The sequence below is a fragment of the Nonomuraea sp. NPDC050478 genome (assembly GCF_044458265.1).
GTDB lineage: Bacteria > Actinomycetota > Actinomycetes > Streptosporangiales > Streptosporangiaceae > Nonomuraea > Nonomuraea ferruginea.
Map to the genome: position 1 here is coordinate 680,405 of NZ_JBITHT010000001.1, position 17,530 is coordinate 697,934.

20 protein-coding genes are annotated in these 17,530 nt (G+C 68.7%); 12 read left to right on the forward strand and 8 right to left on the reverse strand.

The features are described 5' to 3' along the window. Positions 1-12: 12 nt before the first annotated feature. Positions 13-276, reverse strand: coding sequence for a substrate-binding domain-containing protein (locus ACIBF7_RS03210; RefSeq protein ID WP_308248931.1), 264 nt, complete (start codon positions 274-276; stop codon positions 13-15). A 603-nt stretch (positions 277-879) separates the two neighbouring features. Beyond that, positions 880-2,655 carry a SpoIIE family protein phosphatase gene (locus ACIBF7_RS03215; RefSeq protein ID WP_397196269.1) on the reverse strand — a complete coding sequence of 592 codons (1,776 nt, stop codon included), beginning with the start codon at positions 2,653-2,655 and terminating at the stop codon, positions 880-882. A 235-nt stretch (positions 2,656-2,890) separates the two neighbouring features. Between ACIBF7_RS03215 and ACIBF7_RS03220 the strand changes: the two genes are divergently transcribed. After that, complete coding sequence (locus ACIBF7_RS03220; protein ID WP_397196270.1) at positions 2,891-3,244, forward strand: hypothetical protein; 354 nt, start codon at positions 2,891-2,893, stop codon at positions 3,242-3,244. Positions 3,245-4,140: 896 nt separating this feature from the next. Beyond that, the gene (locus ACIBF7_RS03225) at positions 4,141-4,683 is read left to right on the forward strand and encodes a DUF5994 family protein (protein ID WP_219545005.1); all 543 of its coding nucleotides are present in this window, start codon (positions 4,141-4,143) and stop codon (positions 4,681-4,683) included. 278 nt (positions 4,684-4,961) lie between these two features. On the opposite strand, the gene ACIBF7_RS03230 is transcribed toward ACIBF7_RS03225, so the two are convergent. Then, positions 4,962-5,468 (reverse strand): hypothetical protein, encoded by a 507-nt coding sequence (locus ACIBF7_RS03230; RefSeq protein ID WP_219545004.1) that lies wholly within the window; start codon positions 5,466-5,468, stop codon positions 4,962-4,964. Between the two features lie 311 nt (positions 5,469-5,779). Here ACIBF7_RS03230 and ACIBF7_RS03235 point away from each other — a divergent pair, with 311 nt between their 5' ends. The 4 genes from ACIBF7_RS03235 (at position 5,780) to ACIBF7_RS03250 (ending at position 9,484) form a co-directional block, all read left to right on the forward strand. Beyond that, complete coding sequence (locus ACIBF7_RS03235) at positions 5,780-6,622, forward strand: alpha/beta hydrolase (RefSeq protein ID WP_219545003.1); 843 nt, start codon at positions 5,780-5,782, stop codon at positions 6,620-6,622. Between the two features lie 711 nt (positions 6,623-7,333). Then, on the forward strand, positions 7,334-7,762 hold the full coding sequence (locus tag ACIBF7_RS03240; RefSeq protein WP_397196271.1) for an STAS domain-containing protein: 429 nt from the start codon (positions 7,334-7,336) through the stop codon (positions 7,760-7,762). 164 nt (positions 7,763-7,926) lie between these two features. Then, positions 7,927-8,310 (forward strand): STAS domain-containing protein, encoded by a 384-nt coding sequence (locus ACIBF7_RS03245; RefSeq protein ID WP_397196272.1) that lies wholly within the window; start codon positions 7,927-7,929, stop codon positions 8,308-8,310. Positions 8,311-8,383: 73 nt separating this feature from the next. Then, on the forward strand, positions 8,384-9,484 hold the full coding sequence (locus ACIBF7_RS03250; protein ID WP_397196273.1) for a protein kinase: 1,101 nt from the start codon (positions 8,384-8,386) through the stop codon (positions 9,482-9,484). 66 nt (positions 9,485-9,550) lie between these two features. Here the strand turns inward: ACIBF7_RS03250 and ACIBF7_RS03255 are convergent, their stop codons facing one another. From ACIBF7_RS03255 to ACIBF7_RS03270, 4 genes are all read right to left on the reverse strand, one after another. Continuing rightward, complete coding sequence (locus tag ACIBF7_RS03255) at positions 9,551-10,138, reverse strand: DUF6328 family protein (protein WP_219545000.1); 588 nt, start codon at positions 10,136-10,138, stop codon at positions 9,551-9,553. 34 nt (positions 10,139-10,172) lie between these two features. After that, positions 10,173-10,802: a hypothetical protein gene (locus ACIBF7_RS03260; RefSeq protein WP_219544999.1), complete on the reverse strand. Its 630-nt coding sequence runs from the start codon at positions 10,800-10,802 to the stop codon at positions 10,173-10,175. Between the two features lie 110 nt (positions 10,803-10,912). Then, positions 10,913-11,539: a YhjD/YihY/BrkB family envelope integrity protein gene (locus tag ACIBF7_RS03265; RefSeq protein WP_397196274.1), complete on the reverse strand. Its 627-nt coding sequence runs from the start codon at positions 11,537-11,539 to the stop codon at positions 10,913-10,915. Continuing rightward, positions 11,524-11,859: a hypothetical protein gene (locus ACIBF7_RS03270; RefSeq protein ID WP_397196275.1), complete on the reverse strand. Its 336-nt coding sequence runs from the start codon at positions 11,857-11,859 to the stop codon at positions 11,524-11,526. The genes ACIBF7_RS03265 and ACIBF7_RS03270 overlap by 16 nt, the downstream gene beginning before the upstream one ends. A 194-nt stretch (positions 11,860-12,053) precedes the next feature. On the opposite strand from ACIBF7_RS03270, the gene ACIBF7_RS03275 reads away from it, so the two are divergent. From ACIBF7_RS03275 to ACIBF7_RS03290, 4 genes are all read left to right on the forward strand, one after another. Next, positions 12,054-13,193, forward strand: coding sequence for an AI-2E family transporter (locus ACIBF7_RS03275; RefSeq protein WP_397196276.1), 1,140 nt, complete (start codon positions 12,054-12,056; stop codon positions 13,191-13,193). A 176-nt stretch (positions 13,194-13,369) separates the two neighbouring features. Next, complete coding sequence (locus ACIBF7_RS03280) at positions 13,370-14,329, forward strand: acyl-CoA desaturase (RefSeq protein WP_397196277.1); 960 nt, start codon at positions 13,370-13,372, stop codon at positions 14,327-14,329. Then, complete coding sequence (locus ACIBF7_RS03285; protein ID WP_219544995.1) at positions 14,326-14,835, forward strand: DUF5994 family protein; 510 nt, start codon at positions 14,326-14,328, stop codon at positions 14,833-14,835. The genes ACIBF7_RS03280 and ACIBF7_RS03285 overlap by 4 nt, the downstream gene beginning before the upstream one ends. Before the next feature lie 51 nt (positions 14,836-14,886). After that, the gene (locus ACIBF7_RS03290; protein ID WP_397196278.1) at positions 14,887-15,306 is read left to right on the forward strand and encodes a hypothetical protein; all 420 of its coding nucleotides are present in this window, start codon (positions 14,887-14,889) and stop codon (positions 15,304-15,306) included. A gap of 74 nt (positions 15,307-15,380) precedes the next feature. Here ACIBF7_RS03290 and ACIBF7_RS03295 read toward each other — a convergent pair whose 3' ends face one another. Next, positions 15,381-15,869: a DUF5994 family protein gene (locus ACIBF7_RS03295; protein ID WP_246639886.1), complete on the reverse strand. Its 489-nt coding sequence runs from the start codon at positions 15,867-15,869 to the stop codon at positions 15,381-15,383. Between the two features lie 315 nt (positions 15,870-16,184). Between ACIBF7_RS03295 and ACIBF7_RS03300 the strand changes: the two genes are divergently transcribed. After that, the gene (locus ACIBF7_RS03300) at positions 16,185-16,496 is read left to right on the forward strand and encodes a UBP-type zinc finger domain-containing protein (protein ID WP_397196279.1); all 312 of its coding nucleotides are present in this window, start codon (positions 16,185-16,187) and stop codon (positions 16,494-16,496) included. A gap of 18 nt (positions 16,497-16,514) precedes the next feature. Continuing rightward, positions 16,515-17,507: an acyl-CoA desaturase gene (locus ACIBF7_RS03305; RefSeq protein WP_397196280.1), complete on the forward strand. Its 993-nt coding sequence runs from the start codon at positions 16,515-16,517 to the stop codon at positions 17,505-17,507. Positions 17,508-17,530: the final 23 nt, after the last annotated feature.

Here is a 17,530-nt window from a genome sequence, read left to right on the forward strand (position 1 = left end):
AGCCCTCTCTAGCTAATCGGGGATCCGGGTCAGAGCAGTCGCCGAGTCACGGATCACGAGTTCGGGTTCGGGTTCGGGGTCGGTGATGACACCGCCTTCGCTTGGCTGCCCCGCGATCAGGTCGTACAGCGCCTCGACACCGGCCCGGCCGAGTTGGTACATGGGCATCCGGACTGCGGTGACGGCCGGGCGCAGGTATTGCATCAGGTCGACGTCGTGGATGCCGACCACTGACAGCTGATCGGGGATGGCGATGCCGAGGTCCCGCCATTGAATCGTGCCTTATTGTGTCGCGATGCCATGCATGGCCAGCACTCGAAATGTTCAAGAATACCGCGCAGTGTTATGCCGTATCAGGTGCCGACGAGCATCCATGGGCGGATAGCATGACTTGACCGTTCCGAATCTACATCCGATTGGCGAGCGGACGGGCCTGGATGGCTTGCGGTCCGGAGGGTTTGACGCGGCCAAACGAACCTGTGGTGATCCCTCAGAAACGAGCGAATCCGGGTTGGGACAGCCGCGCACAGTCTGGCGACCACGTCACGGCGCTTGCCGGCAGATCGGCCACGCGCCGCCGGTAAGTCACACAAGTCGGATAACCTGCGCGGACGGCATTGTCGGCAGTCACAGTGCCCGCAGTTCCGCGACAGCATGAGCGAGGAAATACCCCGACAAGAGCACGATGCATGTCGACGTGGATTGCCTGCCCCTGAACGTGCGGCCGCCCCGGCCGGACGGACGCAAGCGACCGCTCATCGTGTTCATCCACGGCGGAGCCGTCCAATTGCGCACCGGCAATGAGCCCCCTACGGGCAACGTCACAACGACAGGGGAGTCGAAAAGCCCGTTCTCCCTCTGCGCGATCCAGGCCATTGATCACCCGGAACGGCTGTTCCGGCACGTGACGGGCTCCTTGACACCGTGACGCGAAGTCCCGTGGTCGTCGGAGGCGGCCGGGATGCGCACGGCCAAGAGGGCGATGTCGTCGGCGGTGCCAGGAGGCATTCGGGCGAGGACGTGGTCGCAGAAGTCGTCCAGGGAATGGCCGGCCAGGGCGGCCGCGTGACGGCGGAGACGTCCCAGACCGGTGTCCAGATCGGTGCCGGGGACCTCGATCAGGCCGTCGGTGTAGAACAGAAGGGTGGAGTGAGGAGGCAGGGGGACCGTGGCGTTCGGCCGGCCGGCGTCGTTCAGGCCAGTTCCCAGCAGCAGGCCTTGCCCCTGTTCGAGGAATTCGGCGCATCCGTCGGATGTGACCAGCAGTGGCGGTGGATGGCCGGCGTTGGTCCATCGCAGTTGCCAGGGACCCTCATCCGGACCCTCAAGGCGAGCCAGGATGACTGTGGCCAGAGGGACCTTCGTGATGGCGGGGACGGCCTGGTCAAGGCGGTCGATGATGGCGCTGGGAGGTTCCGTCTGATCCCAGGCCAGGGCGCGCAGCATGCCGTGCAGTTGGGCCATGCCCGCGGCGGCGGCCAGGTCGTGGCCGACGACGTCGCCGATGACCAGCGCGGTCGCACCGTCACGCAGGAGGAACGCGTCGTACCAGTCACCGCCCACCTGGGAGCCGACGGGGGCTGGCTGGTAGCGGGCCGCCAGGCGCAGCCGGCCGGGTTGAGGCAGGGAGGTGAGCAGGTTGCGCTGCATGGCCTCGGCGATCTGGCGTTGACGGCCGAACCGCAGGGTGTTGTCGATGGCCAGGCCGACGCGGCGCCCGATGTCGCCGATCAGGGACACCTCGGCGGCGTCGAAGGGCCGACCGGCGTCGGTACGGGCCAGGGTGAGGGCGCCTGTGACCCGCCGGGTAGTGCCCAGAGGGACGATGACCGCGGAGGTTGCGCCGTGTGCTTTGAGGAATCCTGTCTGGACGGCGGCCAGGGGCGAATCGGGCGGTTCAGCGATGTCCGCTGGCCCCATCAGGATGGGTTCGCCACCGCGCAACACCTGTACCAGAGAGGAACGTGAGCGTTCGTCCAGCGTGGGGAGTGGACCTTGCCACGCTTCCTGTCCGGCGTCGTGGCTTTCGGGTCCGATCACCGCCACCCTTTGGACGCCCTCGTCCGTTCGCAGGTCGACGGCGATCCAGTCGGCCAGGCGGGGCACCAGCAAACGGCCGAGCCGGGCGAGGGCCTCGTCGGTGTCCAGGGTCTGCGCCAGCGCTGTGGCGATCTCCGTGGCCAAGGCCAGTCGGCCGGTGAGATCTTCCAGGGCGGTCACATGCGCTGCGAGGCCAACCGCTGCTTCCCCGTCGGTTGCGTCGCCGGTGAACAGCACGGTCATGCCGAGAACCTCGCCGTTTCTGGTCACGGGATCGCTGAACCAGGTGACCGGGATGAGATGTCCGTCCCCGCACAGGAAGCTGTCTACCCCGTGGGCGCGGATGTGACGGGTGAGGGCCGTGAGCAGTTGGCACGGCTCGTCCGGCATGGTCGCATCGTCGGCGTGGCGGTGCAGCAGACCGTGAAAGTTCTGTCCGCTCATCACCGACGCGGTACGGCCCAGCAACTCTTCGGCAGCCGGGTTGACCGCGATGATCCGGTCAGCGGAGTCAAGCACGGCCACGCCGGCACCCAGATGGTCGAAGACCTCGTGCCAGAACTCTGGCTGCGTCGCCCCCCACCGACTTTGACCATCGGATGTGCTCTGGGCCACGCGTTTCCTCCCACGCTCGACGTACCGCTCCCAGCTGGGGACAGCCCGCGGGCCTCGGGTCGGCTATCAGGGATGATCCCCGATGAGGAGCGGTTGTGCCCCGCGACGCGCTGGCTCGATATCGCCTATGATCACGCGCGGAGTGCGATCTGTGCCATACCCTGTGTTGCAAAGGCTGAGAATGCTCCTTCGATTTCTCGGAGCCGATAGCCATCGTCAGGGAGCGAGACGCGACATGAGCAGTGCTCGCAAAACCGAAGGTCTTGCCGCAGTGGCCCCCTCCCAGCCGAAAGAGGCTGGCGGGCGGCCCGATCACGCGGCCAACGCGCAGTGGCTCAAGGACAATCCGGACGCCATGCCCCAAGTGGGCGACGGTCGGTGGGCCGTGTACGACCGCGCCAGCCATCTGCTCGGCCACCTCGTCGGTGACGGACCGACCCGCGACACCCACTTCAGAGCGATCAGCGCGACACAGGAAAGAGCGCCTGCTGATCACGCGCTGGGCCACGGCATCACCCTGCACGACGCCGGGGCCCACCTCCTCGACGCCGGTGTGGGCGATGAGCATCCCGAGGACGACACGGGGTGACCGAGGACAAGGGCAGCGATTTCCTGGCGGTAAGTTGCTCCCGGACGAGACTGGGAAACGCGGGCTCTGGCCGCCGCGCGCGTCGGCTTGCGGCGGCTCCATAGCGGTGAGGTTCGATGTCCTCCTCCGCACCGGGCACGGCGCCGACTCGTCGCCATAGCGGGAGCCGGGGCCGGCGCGTTCGGCCGGGCACAGCGGCAGCGCGACCAGTCGGCGGGCGCAAATGTCCCAGCGGATCCAGGCGCCTCCGGCGCGAGCGGCGTCGTCGGCCGCCCACTCGCCAGCCGCGGTCGCGGCATCCGAACCGTCTGCGCCCAGGACAATGAGATGATTCGTGGTGCTCCAGATTTGTGTCCGCAATTCACTGGTCACCCCAAGCGGGAATATGTCGGGCTGGACCGGCATATTCCCGATGTCGTGCCAGTCGCCGGGGTCAGCGCTTGAACATTCTCCCAGTTTTCTCGCTGCGCCGTCCCGGCCTATTTCCAAGCCGGATGGCCATGCCTTTCGACTCCAGATGCTGGTTTCCGGTGGCGCGGCCGAAGTGGAGCATGATCCACCCCTGAACGCCCCGCGTCCTGGACTTGGTCTTACTTACCAGGCTCATGGCGCTTCCCTTCGAGTGCTCTCGGCCGCAACGCGACCTGGCCCCAGGCTGGTCTTCCTGGCGAGAACAGGGAACAGGCAATCACCGACCCGGTGATCACCGCAATCGATAACAGCGCCGATTCCCCTGCTGTTTTCCTGGATGACGGCTCGGTGTCTCTCGTCACACGAAATGAGGTAGAATGGAAAATACCGAGGACATTTCGAGCGTTGGCATTCGGGTCGGCGTCGCCCGCGGCGATAGACCACTTCCGGCCCCGTGATGAGGGGTCTGAAGGGCCAGGCAGACCATGATGACCACACTCCTCTCCCCGCCCTGTCCTGTTCTCGTAACCCAATCCGCGCCCAGGCTCAGCCTGAACGCCGTCCTCGACCGGCGAGGCACGGTCGACGGGGCGTGGTGGCCTCGCACCCGCGATGCCGCCGCCGAACTGCCCGCCCTCATCTCCGCCGTCGACCAGCGGCTCGACAGGGACGTCCTCCGTGTGGGCCTGCATCTGGACGCCTGGGATCACATCCCGCGCCGCACCACGGCCCGGGGACGCCAGGTCAAAGTGGGCTGGTTCCGCAGCGCAGACCCGCACCTGATCACCCTGAGCATCGCGGGAACCCTGCCCGTCACCCTGCTGATCATCCCGCCCCGCACCGCGGTCGGCTCCGCCATGGCCGCGCTCGCGCTCGCCGCCGCGGACACGGTCGGCGTCCATCCCGCCGACATCCTCCATCCCACCGCCCCCGACGAGAGCTCACCCGGCCGGGACGACCCGGCCTCCTGGGAGAACGAGGGCGGCCGCGTCACCGATCCCGTGCCCGAACGGCCCGCCACCACCTAGCCCATGCAAGCCGCCGATCCCGGCGGCGACGCCTTCCGATGAAGACGTGCATGGCCCCGAGATCTCGGCGTGGATCCAGCAGAGCCTCCGCACGCCCTGGCCTCGACAACGGCTGATCCCTTAGGGCAACACAGCAGATTGCTGCGTAGCCCGCTTGCACGCGCCTACGCGGTGCCTACGTCAACGAGGCAGGCCATGGAGCGGATCTGCCACGGTCGCAGATCAAGCCCTGGGGCGCATCCTGTCCAGTGATCCGCTGAGTGCGATCTGGATCTGGACTAGTAACGGTGTGGCCCGACGTGCCCCTCGAACAGCAGGCATGGCGCCGGCTCGTCTCCGTAGGGTGAGCGCGGGTCGGGGTCGGAGTCGGCGCGTTCGGCCGGGCACGGCGGCAGCGTGACCAGTTCGCGGGCGCGAATGTCCCAGCGGATCCAGATGAACCGGTCCGGTCCGGGCAGCAACTGGACGTGCGCCGCGTGGGCGCCCGCGTGGCCGGGCTGCAGCTCACATCCGTAGACGGCCTTGCGTCCGTGTCGGCCTTCCTCGGCTAGCGGAGCCCATTCCGCGTCGGTGAGCACGTTGTAGTGAGGGCAGTCCTGCTCACCGGTGTGCCGTCGCAGTCCGGTGGCGAGTGCGCCCGCCAGCCCCGCCGCGGTGAAAACCTGATGGACGGCGCTGTGCACCCGATCGACGTCGTCGTCGCTCAGCTCCGCCGCACCGAGCTGGTCAGCCAGCAGTCCTACGTGGGTGGCGAAGTGCCGGCAGGCGTCCACGAGCGCGGTCACCGGAGCCACCGCGTCATGCGGTGAGCCTATCGGCACGTCTCGATGCGTCACAACACCCACACTACGCCGCCCGTCAGCCAGGCACGGCGGTGCACGCCTGCTCCTCGCCGCGGCCGCCGTGCTGTCCGGCCTCCACCCGCCGGGGCGAGGGCCGATCTCTGCACAAGGCGCCGGTTATCAGCTCTGGAGATGAGCTGCGCATGAATTGCCCGTTTCCTTCAGCCGTGGACCCCTGTCCGCTGAAGGGGACAGCCCGGATCTCAACCTCCTGGCTGCCGGCCGCCTGATCGATGACCTGACAGGAGAGACCCTTGACCGAGAACACCGAGACCAAGCCCCCCATCGTCCTCATTCATGGGCTGTGGCTGACCCCGCGCGCCTGGGAGCACTGGATCGAGCGCTACGCCGGGCGCGGCCACCAGGTGTCCGCCCCGGCCTGGCCCGGCATGGAGATCGAGGTCGAAGCGCTGCGCAAGAACCCGGAAGTCATGAACGGCCTGGGCGTCACCGAAGTAGCCGACTTCTACGAGAAGATCGTCAGGGAGCAGACCCGGCCCCCCATCATCGTCGGCCACTCCTTGGGCGGCCTCATCACCCAGATCCTGCTGGACCGCGGCCTCGGCGCCGCGGGCGTCGCGATCCACCCCACCCCGATCAAGGGCGTGCTGAAACAGCCGCTCAGCAGCTTGCGCTCGGCCTTCCCGGTCCTGTCCAATCCCGGCAACCGCTCCCGCACCGTGGCGCTGAGCGCCGGACAGTTCCACTACGCGTTCACCAACACCCTGACCGCGCAGGAGTCAGAGGCGATCTACCAGCGCTACCACGTACCCGCCCCTGGCCGGCCGCTGTTCCAGGTCGCCACCGCCAACCTGCGACGGCATCCGGCCACCAGAGTCGACGTGCGCAACGACACGCGCGCCCCGCTCCTCCTGATCGCCGGCGGCGCCGATCACACCGTCCCCGCCACCCTGGTACGGCAGACCTACCAGCGCTATCACAAGTCCCGCGCGCACACCAACTACCACGAGTTCGCCCGGATGCCGCACTTCGCCCTCGGCGCCCCCCAATGGGAACGTGTCGCCGACCATGTCCTCCACTGGGCCGTGCAATATCTCGCGAGACATCCCAGAAGCAACCGCGGCGACAAGCGGTAGGCGCGCCGCCACGCTGGTCGATCAGGCTCGTGCCGGGTCGCCTGGAGGCAGGTTTGATGAGCGAGGTCAAGCCCCGCCCTCGCCGTCGATCGGCACCCGGTGACGTGTCCCTTCATCGAGGCGACGCCCACCGAATGGGCTTCCACCGCTCATCGGGCTCTCTGGCCCGCTTCCGGTGTGACGGAACGCGGCCGGCCGAGCAGGATGCGGTGGCGAAGGAGGACGAACCCGGCGCGGCCGTACATCAGCCGTTTGAGCCGGAGGTGGCGCATCTGCTGATCTCGTGGGCTTGGCGGTAGTGGTGCGGGGTATGGCCGTGCACCACTACCGCCAGGTTCGCGAGCGGCTGCCGGAATTCCTCAGTGGGATGTCCGCGCCCGCCATGGCGGGCGTGACAAGTTCGCCGACCTCGGTGACGGCGGGCCCCGGAGCGTCCCACGAACCGCTTCTGGAGTGCGGCCCATTGCCAGGCGTGGGTCTGCCGGGAGGCGGGGGAACGGCGGGATGTCGATGTGGGCGGAGACCACCGGCCGCTGATCGCCGGTGGTGATAATCCTTGCTCAGATTGGTGATTTCCGCTCCGGCCGGCCTGCTGGATGATCAGAGCACTGCACCCACGACACCGCTCACGCTGGCACCCTCGCAACGTGTTCACGCCGCCGCCTCGAACCGGCCGCCCTCTTGTCTCCCGCACTCCCCCAGGAGCCCGGCATGAACACCACGCACGCCGCGAGCGCCGCCGCACTCGTGATCGCCGCCCTGATCGAACGGCTCGTGATCACGTTCCCTCCGTTCACGGCCGCCACCGACCGCCTCCTGCGCATCACTCCGCTCGCCGAGTACGCGGGCCTGCGAATCGAGGGCGAGCTCGACCGCTCCACCCTGCCCGCGCTGAGGCGCGCGCTGGCCCCACTGTCGAGCGGAGGCGGCGACTTCTGCGTAGATCTGAGCGGCCTGGAGTTCATCGACGTCGGCTGCCTGCGCGCCCTCGTCGGCACCGCCGCCGCGATCCACGACGGCAGCGCCGACCATACCCTGACGTTGTGCTCGGTGCCTCCACAGATGCGACGCCTGCTCGAGCTCACCGGCTGGCACCAGACGCCCGGTCTCCACCTGCAGGCCCCGGCGCGACCCGGCTGACCCACACCTGGCCCAGCTCACTCATCAGTCCACCGGCTCCGCGGCTGGGCGCCCTCGGCGGGGCACCGCCGCCCACCTGCGCAGCACCATCACCCGCCTTCATCGCGGAGCCTCTATCGCCGCTATGCCCGGATCAAGGCGCTGTCCCACGATCGGAGCACCTTATGATCACTCTCCGCATCCACCCCGGGGCAGGCCTGTGGCTCGTCCCCGCCGCCGCCACCGTCGTGCGCCTGCGCGGCGAGCTCGATCTCGGCACCCGCGAGACGGTACGCGAACGCCTGCAGCGTGCCTTGCAACGCAGCACCGGCCTGCTCATCCTCGACCTGTCCGGGGTGTCGTTCTGCGACGCCGCCGGCCTGGGCGTCGTGGTCGGCGTCCAGCACCGGGCCAGAACCCTGAACATCGTCATCGGCCTGGCCGCCCCCCGCCCACATGTGGCCAAGGTGCTGCGTCTCACCGACCTTGACCGTAACTTCCCCATGTACGGCACCATCCCGGGCAGAGGTACGGGCGGGGTCGGGTCCGGCCCTGCGGCAGCGTGCTGAGACCTCGTGCGCCCATGTCTGTTCTCCCAGCCGGCAGCGGAAGGACCGCTCGGCCTCACCCCAACCACCCGCCGTGGCAGCAACCGGGCGGGACCGGCTGCGCCATCAGATGCTCCAAGAAGCCCGGATCGAGGCCGCCGCGATCATCGCCCAGGCCCGCACCGATGCCGAGCAGATCATCGCCTCGGCCACACTGCAGCATGCGCAGAGCCGGTATCTGCCGCGGCTGCACGCCATGGCGGACCGGGCAGGCCAGAGCACGCACCCGGCGCCCGCCCCAACCGACGGCGACGGTCCCGCGCCGATCATGGTGCTCGACGACCGCTGGCGCGTCTACGCACCGTTGAACGCCGACGCCAGCGCCATGGCCACGCTGTACAAGGCCTACGAACTCGCCGACCCCGCCACTATCGTCGTGGCCAAGGTGTTCCACCAGGCCAACGACTATCCCCAGCGGTTCCGTACCTTCCTGAAGGAAGTCCGCGGCATGCGCCTGCACGACCCGCACATCGGGCAGATCCTCTACTCCGGTCAGGACCGCAGGTCGCAGGCGGCCTACCTCATCTCGCCGCTGTACCAACCGGGCAGCCTCAACCTCCACCTCCAACAGCGGCCAGGCGTCGGCGTCTCGCTGAAGTGGGGCCTGTGGGTCCTGGATCAGGTGCTGGCCGGGCTGCAGGCCGCCGCCGCGAGCAACATCATCCACCTGGACATCAAGCCGCAGAATGTCGTGCTGGACGGCCTCACCAACATCAGGATCATCGATTGGGGAATGTCCCAGCTACACCAGGCGGGCGAGAGCGTCTCCACCGTGGTTCCCGGCGGCACCAAGTGGTTCGCCAGCCCCGAGCAACTTGGCGCCGCCGACGCCGCCCCCAGCACTCTGTCCGACTTGTACGGCGTCGGCGCCCTGGCCTACTGGCTGCTGACCGGCTTGGCGCCGCTGCGACGTGAGATCGAATCCGCTGTCGGCGCGGATGCTGACCTGCTGCAGGTGCGCCACCTGATGCAATCCGGCACGCGTCCCGAACGCGCCGACCATCTCACCCCGGACGTGCCCGAACAACTGGGCCGGCTCATCGACCAGTGGCTCAGCCGCAGCCCCGCCGACCGCGTCCCACCCGGGATGGATCCCACCGCCGCGCTCCGCTGGGCGCGCACGGCCATGGGCTGACATCGATGTCCATGGACTCTCCCCGGGAAGGGTTTGGACCGCGTATCTCGCCTCCCGCCTCGGGGCCTACTCACCGTCCCCCGACTGGTCCTCATGGTGTGTTGTCTGCAGTGGGGTGGCCCGTGCCTGCCGGCGCAGGTCGATGATCGGCTGCAGGAGCCACAACCAGCAGGTGGCCACTGCCACCGCGGCTCCGAACACGATGGCGAGCCAGTTGCCGAGCACGACCTCGGCCACCAGAGCCATCGCGGCGGTGACCGCGACCGCCAACGATACGGCACCGGCCAGCCCCAGGTCGTTGGCGCGATGCACGATCTTCTCTTTCAGCCCGGTACGAAACAGCAGCCGGTGCTGAACAGCGGGCGTGATGAAACAGACCGAGGCGGTCGCCGACCCCGTAAACGCGATGAAGAACAGCCAGAGGCCCGAGGTGTCCACCTTGGCGAAGCCGCTCTGAAACGGCATAGCCAGCAAAAATGCGAACAGCACCTGCACCCCGGTCACCATGACCCGCAGGCCCTGCAGGAGCTCGGACAGTTCACGGTCGATGCGTTCCTTGTGGCTTTCGTCGGCGCTGCTCACCTCGGCCGCCCCGGCGGCCGGTTCGCCATCGGTGAGAAGACGGCCTTGGCTCTCTTGCCGAGGCAACGCCATAGGCCTGACACCTCCGTGAGTTTCCGCGGCAGGCTCACGGGCTGGGTTCAGCCGTCGCGGGTGCTCGGCTCTCGGCCTCCTGAGCGCCCCGCAGCGATCGCGCGGCAGCCCGAGCGCGGAGAGGCTGCTGGTCGCCGCCGAGGAGCGCGTCGAACAAGGCGTGATAGTGCGCCATGGCCTGCCGCAGTTCCTGGATGGACACCCAGCCGCTCGTGGCGCGCCCGCTGATCTCATGGGCTTGGCGATAGCGCTCCAGGGCGCGACTGTGTCGCAGCGACAACTCGGAGGCCTGCTGCGCGAAGTCCTCAGTGGCATATCCGCGCTTGGCCATGACGGCCCGTACCAGCAGATCGGCCTCGCTGACCGCGGGGCTCGGCTCGTTCACGAAACGGTGCTGAACCGCGGCCCACCGGTCGGCGTAGCCGCGGTGTGCGTCGGAGTCGAGCGGCTGTACGTCGAGTGGCCCTGTTCGTGCTCGGCGGGCCCGCAGCTCACGCTCGGCCGCCCGGCGGTCACCCGCCGCGGCGACAGTGCGTCCGTACTCGGGGCCGAAGCGCTCGCGCAGGCGATCTCGACGCCGGTGCAACAAGAAGAAGCCGACGGCCGGCATCACCGTCATCACCCCGACGACGACCGCCACCCACATCATGGTCTCGGTGGCCATGACCGCCTCCGCTCCAATGTCGCCGGCGCATCCTGCCCGAAGCCAGGTAACCGGGCACTGTCAGTCAACCCCACCTGCCCGGAGACGGATATGGGCGTTCTGAGCAAAGCTCATCGCCGGAGCTGATCGCAGCTCGGCGGACCCGGCCGAGTGGCCAGGTCGGTGACGTCTCCGGTGGTGCTGGTGGCCGCCAGCGCGGTGGCCGCCAGCGCGGTGGCCGCCAGCGCGGTGGCGAACAGGATGAGCTGGTTGAGCACCTTGAGGAAGAGCAGCATCGCCACCGCTCCGGTGACCACCTGGTACGCGGGGTTCGCGGCGGTGAGGTTGAGCACGACCTGGCCGAGAGTCTTGAGGATCTCCAGGCCGATCGTGATGACCAACGCCGGCCCGATCACCCGCCGCAGCGGCAGGTGCAACCGTGGTGGCGCAGTCAGCAGCGCGATGGCCAGCAAGGTGTTGACCCCGATTCCCAGCACGAACGCCGCCACCGGCAGCATCCACTGCGCGGGGGCGGCGTCCACGCCCACGGTGCTCACCACAAGCCAGGCCAGCACCCACTCCGCGGCGAAGGCGACGGCAAGCGACAGCGAGAGCAGTGTCCCGAGCCCCGCCACGATGCCCAGGTCGATGATCTGGCGCAGGAAGAAGTTGCCCGGGTACTGATCGAGCCGCCAGATCGCCCTGGTCGCCGAGCGCAGGGTGTCCATCCAGAACAGGCCCGTCAATGGCAGCGCCACGCAGGCCACGAGCCCGGCCGTTCCCCCGCATTGCGCAGAGCCTGGACGTCCAGGCGCGGGAAGGTGCCGCTCAGGTAGAGCTGCACCTGGCCCAGTGCCGCTGGAGAGTTCAGGACGCGGCTGAGGATGGCGAACCCCAGCAGGACCAGGGCGAAGGTGGCGAAGAAGGCGTAGTAGGTGAGGGCGGCCGACAGCCGGCCTGCGTGGGCCTTGTCGTAGCGGACCAGGGCGCGCGCTGTGTGATCCAACCAGCCGTGCCGGCTCCTCGCGTTCTTCCAGCCTTCCGCCAGCCAGCCGGCCCAGCGCCGTGCGCCGCTCATGGCCCTGGCCGGTACATCGGCGGAATGCGGCCATGAGCACGTGCCGCGGTCGTTTCACAGAAAATGGCTCACCGTGCCGTCGTGAGAAGCCGATGGGGCAGATGACCTACCCGTGATGCGAATTTTATTCTTTGATTCCCTTACTCCAAACCGGAAAGCGCGCCTATTTCCGGACGGTGGGGAAGCTCTCGTGCATGGATTCACCCCAGGAGCGCCTGTTGCGGTTAGTCCCCGCGACCTTGGCCAGGATTGCCGCGTGGTGCGCCTGTCTGATCGTCATCGGCATCGTGGCCAACTATGTGTTCGGCTTCGTGGCCACGATGCGCCTCATCGCCCTGCCCGTGGCGATCGCCCTGCTGCTGACCGCGCTGCTGTTCCCGCTCACCCGACGGCTGCGCGCGTCGGGCCTGCCGGCGATCTACGCCACCTGGCTCACCATGCTCGTCGGCCTCGCCGTGCTGAGCGGGACGGGCTGGATCATCGGCGTCCGGGCCAACGCGGAGTTCCCCAGCCTGGTCACACAGGTCAGGCAGACGGCCCAGACGGTGGAGGACTGGCTCTACACCGGCCCCCTGAACATCCAGCCCATCCAGCTCAGCGGCTGGGTGGACGACATCGCCAAGCTGATCGCCGAGCGGCAGCAGCAGATCACCTCGACGGTTCTCGCGGGCACCGTGGTGGTGGTCGAGGTACTGGCCTCGATCGTGCTCCTGCTGTTCGTGACGTTCTTCCTGCTCAAGGATGGTGACCGGATCTGGTCCTGGTTCCTCAAGGGGTTCGGCAGGATGGCGCCGCGGGTGGACCGCGCCGGACGGACCGCCTGGACCACGCTGTCGCACTACGTGCAGGGCACGGTGGCCGTGGCCGCGGTGCACGGCGTGCTCATGGGTCTGGTGCTGGCCATCATGGGCGTCCCGCTCTGGGCGGCACTCGCCGTGCTGATCTTCCTGGCCAGCTTCATCCCGATCGTCGGCATCCTCTTCGCCGGTGCGGTCGCGACGCTGGTCACGCTCGGCGCGAAGGGCCCGATCTACGCGCTGATCTTCGTCGGCATCCTGATCGTCGAGCAGCAACTGGAGAACCATGTGCTCCAGCCGCTGATCGTCGGCCGGGTGCTGCACTTCCACCCGCTGGCGATCATCATCGTGCTGGCCGTCGGCGGCATCCTGGCAGGGATCGCGGGCGCGGTCGTGGCCGTGCCGATCACCGCCATTCTCTACCGGGCCGTGCCCGAACTCTTCAAGGACGATCCGATCCCCCTTCCGGCGGGACCGCCTCCAGGCCCACCGTCGCAGGCCGTACCTCCGGAGAAGGAACCCGAGCAGAAGGATTGACAGGCTCGGAGACGGGTGGGTTTCACGGCGCGACATCGATCTGTGGCTCTGTCCCTCGCCTGTCCGAAGCGTGGTCATGGGACCAAGGGTGTGGCCTCCGTGTGCGTGGGCAGGTGGATTGCCTGATCCCACAGGCCGAATAAGGACGCTGCCGTGCGAGGGGGAGGAAAGCAGGCATGGCCTTGACAGATACGGGCGTCGATCGGGAGCGGTCCGGCGTGGCGCCGATCGTCGATGGGCGCAAACCGGTCGCGGCGGTGGTCGCGTTGTGGGTGTTCGTACTGGTGCCGTTCGCGGCACTGGCTGCCGCGATACCGGTGGCATGGGGGTGGGGACTCAGCTGGACCGACGTGGCGATCGCCGTCATCGCCTACGTACTGACCGGGCTCGGCGTGACGGTGGGCTTCCACCGCTATCTCACCCACGGCGCGTTCAAAGCCCGGCGATGGCTGCGGATCGGCCTGGCGGTGGCCGGGTCTCTGGCGGTGCAGGGCTCGGTCATCCAGTGGGTGGCCGATCACCGGCGCCATCACGCCTTCGCCGACCGTGACGGCGATCCGCACTCGCCCTGGCGCTACGGCCGCAGCGTACGCGGCCTGGCCAAAGGGCTGGTGTTCGCGCATGTCGGCTGGATGTTCGGGCGTGATGTCACCAACCGGAAGCGTTTCGCCAAGGACCTGCTCGCCGACGGCGACATGGTACGGGTGGATCGGTTGTTCGGGCCGCTGGTGGCGGTCTCGCTGCTGCTGCCGTCCGCCGTCGGCCTGCTGGCCACCGGCACCTGGCGGGGGGCGGTGACCGCGTTCTTCTGGGGCTCGCTGGTACGGCTCGCGCTGCTGCACCACGTCACCTGGTCGATCAACTCCGTCTGCCACGTCTTCGGCGAGCGGCCGCTGAGGACCCGGGCCGGAGACCGGGCCGCGAACTTCTGGCCGCTGGCGATCCTGTCGTTCGGCGAGAGCTGGCACAACGGCCACCACGCCGACCCCACCTGCGCCCGCCACGGCGTGCTGCCAGGACAGATCGACATCTCCGCCCGGCTGATCAGGTGGCTGGAGAGGCTCGGCTGGGCCGGTGACGTACGCTGGCCGACCCCGGCGCGCCTGGCCGCGCGACGCCGCGAGCCGCCCTCATGACCGGCGCTGAAAAGGCGCGGCTCAGCTTGGATCCCGACCTCGCGCGACGGGGCGCTGTGGACGGGGCATGGTGGCCCGCCGGCTACGACGCCGCCGCGGAACTGCCCGCCCTGATCGCCGCCATCGACCAGCACCTGCAGCGGCGCGTCCTGCGCGTGGGCCTGAACATCGACACCTGGCACAACATCCCGCGCCGCATCGCCGCCCCGGGCCGCCAGGTCAGAGTGGGCTGGTTCCGCACCATCGACCCCCACATGGTCAACCTGATCATCCCGGGCGTCGAGCATCTCAACCTGTTAGTCATCCCACCCGATACCCCACCGGCCGCCGCTGCCAAGGCGCTCAACCTGGCCACCCGATGTCTCGGCCGTACCCGCCCCGGCGACATCCTCACCGCCTCAGACCCGGACACCCCCGACACTGCCGCGAACGCGCTCGGCCTGGCCCGTTGGGACAACGAAGGCGGACAGCCCCGACAGCCCGCCCGCCGCAGCTCCGCGCCCTGACCAGCCTTCCAGCGGAGGGGTGCCCTACCGCTCGGCAGAAAGGATCACACCGTGCACTGGCTGCGCGACATCGACAGGCCCCTCTACCGGGCGGTGCCCATCACGGCAACGGGCACCTGCTTCGTCGCCGGAGCGCTGTGCGAGATCGACAGTGACGGCGAGGTCTTACGCGAATGGCGGCTGGATCTGTCCTGCGGCCCCCAGGTACCTGAGCGCGAACGCGGGCAAGCCCATCGCCTCTGGCAGCAGGGCAGCGTCCACACCACCCCGGACAACCACCGCCTCCTGCTCCCTCAGCGGACCCTCGACCTCGACCTCGCACACCACGCCGTGCGACGCTGGTACGCGCGCCGCGTCAACGCCACCCCGCGCCCCTTGAGCTTCCAGTTCATGAACCCTGCCGGCGAGACGACGCTCAGTCGAACGGGCGACAGTCCCGCAGCGGCCACGGGCGACAGGCGGCGCCCGTAGAACGGTCAGAGGCCGACCGGTGATCGACCCGGCCTCCTAGTAGGCTGAGCTGCCGGCGTTCGCCGCACGGAGGGTCAGGCGCGCCGGGGGCCGGATGGCAGATCCGCCAGGGTGAGGATGTCGTCAGGCGTCAGGCCGGCGGTGTCCTGGGCGGCGAGTCTGAGTGTGGCCTCTGCGGTGCCGACGGCGGTGCCGGGCGGGATGATCAGCAAGACGACCGGGTCGCCGGTGGCGAAGCTGAGAATGATCAAGCGCGGGTCGGTGTGGCGGGACCAGCTGACGCGGATCTGCCGACCGCGGGCGGGGATGCGGCGCGTAAGGCTCTGCCACGTATCGCCATGGACGCCGACGCGGAGCGTGACTCGATCAAGCAGCCGGTCAGCGGCGGCGACCAGGCCGGGCAGCTCGGCGGCCGCGTTGCGGGAGTAGGGCCACCAGGCCCCGTCCACCACGGCTCGCCGATTCGGCACCGGGTGGAGGATGAGCCGTAGCGCGGAATCGGCCCGGGGGATCGCCGAGGAGGCGCTGAGCGGTGCGGACTGAGAAAATAGTGTCGGCGTCATGTCGTCTGACCTGTCCGGGCCTCAGGGGCTGGTGATGGTTCGCCGCGGGTGACGCAGACCTGAATGCCAACGCTCGAAAAATCCTCGGTACCCTCATTCTACCTCACAACTTCCGGAATGATGTGATTCCGGAAGTGGCACTGCGTTCATTTCCGCGCCGGCCATGACACGTCGGCAACGTACCCGCAGGCTCGCTATCGCCGCAGCTGATGAGGCTAGCTGGGATTGCGTGTTTCCGCCGGGCCTGCCGAGCGCCTTGACTGGTGAGTGACCAGTCGGCGCACCTTGCGTCGCTGTCACCGTGAGGGGGTCGCGATGACCCTGGACGCACAAGGAACGGATGCGATCGACCGTGCCGGGCTGAATGGCCAGGCCCCGCGCTGCGATCACATCGACCAGCTCCCCCAAGTGCAGTACGGACCGCCCGAATGCAAGGAATGCCTGACCCTCGGCCGGCCCTGGACGCGCCTGCTGGTGTGCCTGATCTGCGGCTGGGTGGCCTGTTCCGACGATTCGCAGGGCGGCCACGCCAAGGCCCACTACCAGGAGACCGACCACCCCGTGGCCGCCACCTTGGAGCCGAGGTCGACCTGGCGTTGGTGCTACGTGCACTGCCGCACCGTGTAGACGAGAGGAAAGAGACCTATGACCATTTCCGAGCGGGTAGTGGAACGCCGTCAGGACTACGACGGCACCTCGCCCTTCCCGGAGGCGGCGGAGCACGCTCCGGCCGGGCGGCTCCAGGTGGCACTGACGGGGGCGATCGTGGTGCTGCCGTTCATCGCGCTCGGCGCCGCGGTCTTCTGGTGGGGAGTCACGTTCACCGATCTGCTGCTGGCCGCGATCCTGTACGTGGTGACCGGTCTGGGGGTGACGGTCGGCTTCCACCGGCTGCTCACCCACTCCTCGTTCACGGCGCGGCCCTGGCTGCGCGCGGTGCTGGCGGTCACCGGTTCGATGGGCTTCCAGGGGAACGTGATCGACTGGGTGGCGGTGCATCGCCGCCATCACGCCTTCACCGACCGCCCAGGCGATCCCCACTCGCCCTACCGGTACGGCACCGGGCTGCGCGGGCAGCTCCGGGGGCTGGCCCATGCCCACCTGGGCTGGCTGTTCGCCGACGATCCGACCCCGGCCGAACTCTACGCCCCCGATCTGCTGGCCGACCGCGCCATGTCCCGCGTCGCACGCGCCTTCCCCGCGCTGTGCACGCTGTCGCTGGCGCTGCCGTTCCTGGCCGGATGGGCGATCACCGGCACCCTGCTCGGCGGGCTGACCGCCTTCCTCTGGGCGGGACTGATCCGCATCGCGCTGCTCCAGCACGTCACCTGGAGCGTCAACTCCGTGTGCCACGTCATCGGCGCCAGGCCCTTCAAGACCCGACGCCACGACCGCTCGACGAACCTGTGGCCGCTGGCCCTGCTGTCCTTCGGCGAAAGCTGGCACAACGGCCACCACAGCGAGCCCAGCTGCGCCCGCCACGGCCTCGACCGCTACCAGCTCGACCCGTCCGCCGCCGTGATCGGCCTGTTCGAACGGCTCGGCTGGGCGGGCAACGTGCACTGGCCCGACCAGGAGCGCATCCACCGCCGTCGCGCCGGCCCGCTCCGGCAGACCCACGCGCCGGCCGGAGAGTGACCGAAGAGCCTGCCGGTTCCCGC

Bases quoted from the DNA above. Each gene is read 5' to 3' on its own strand.
- ACIBF7_RS03220 (WP_397196270.1), top strand. From the start codon at position 2,891: ATGAGCAGTGCTCGCAAAACCGAAGGTCTTGCCGCAGTGGCCCCCTCC.
- ACIBF7_RS03225 (WP_219545005.1), top strand. From the start codon at position 4,141: ATGATGACCACACTCCTCTCCCCGCCCTGTCCTGTTCTCGTAACCCAA.
- ACIBF7_RS03240 (WP_397196271.1), top strand. From the start codon at position 7,334: ATGAACACCACGCACGCCGCGAGCGCCGCCGCACTCGTGATCGCCGCC.
- ACIBF7_RS03245 (WP_397196272.1), top strand. From the start codon at position 7,927: ATGATCACTCTCCGCATCCACCCCGGGGCAGGCCTGTGGCTCGTCCCC.
- ACIBF7_RS03255 (WP_219545000.1), bottom strand. From the start codon at position 10,138: ATGGCGTTGCCTCGGCAAGAGAGCCAAGGCCGTCTTCTCACCGATGGC.
- ACIBF7_RS03260 (WP_219544999.1), bottom strand. From the start codon at position 10,802: ATGGCCACCGAGACCATGATGTGGGTGGCGGTCGTCGTCGGGGTGATG.
- ACIBF7_RS03270 (WP_397196275.1), bottom strand. From the start codon at position 11,859: ATGAGCGGCGCACGGCGCTGGGCCGGCTGGCTGGCGGAAGGCTGGAAG.
- ACIBF7_RS03275 (WP_397196276.1), top strand. From the start codon at position 12,054: ATGGATTCACCCCAGGAGCGCCTGTTGCGGTTAGTCCCCGCGACCTTG.
- ACIBF7_RS03280 (WP_397196277.1), top strand. From the start codon at position 13,370: ATGGCCTTGACAGATACGGGCGTCGATCGGGAGCGGTCCGGCGTGGCG.
- ACIBF7_RS03285 (WP_219544995.1), top strand. From the start codon at position 14,326: ATGACCGGCGCTGAAAAGGCGCGGCTCAGCTTGGATCCCGACCTCGCG.
- ACIBF7_RS03295 (WP_246639886.1), bottom strand. From the start codon at position 15,869: ATGACGCCGACACTATTTTCTCAGTCCGCACCGCTCAGCGCCTCCTCG.
- ACIBF7_RS03300 (WP_397196279.1), top strand. From the start codon at position 16,185: ATGACCCTGGACGCACAAGGAACGGATGCGATCGACCGTGCCGGGCTG.
- ACIBF7_RS03305 (WP_397196280.1), top strand. From the start codon at position 16,515: ATGACCATTTCCGAGCGGGTAGTGGAACGCCGTCAGGACTACGACGGC.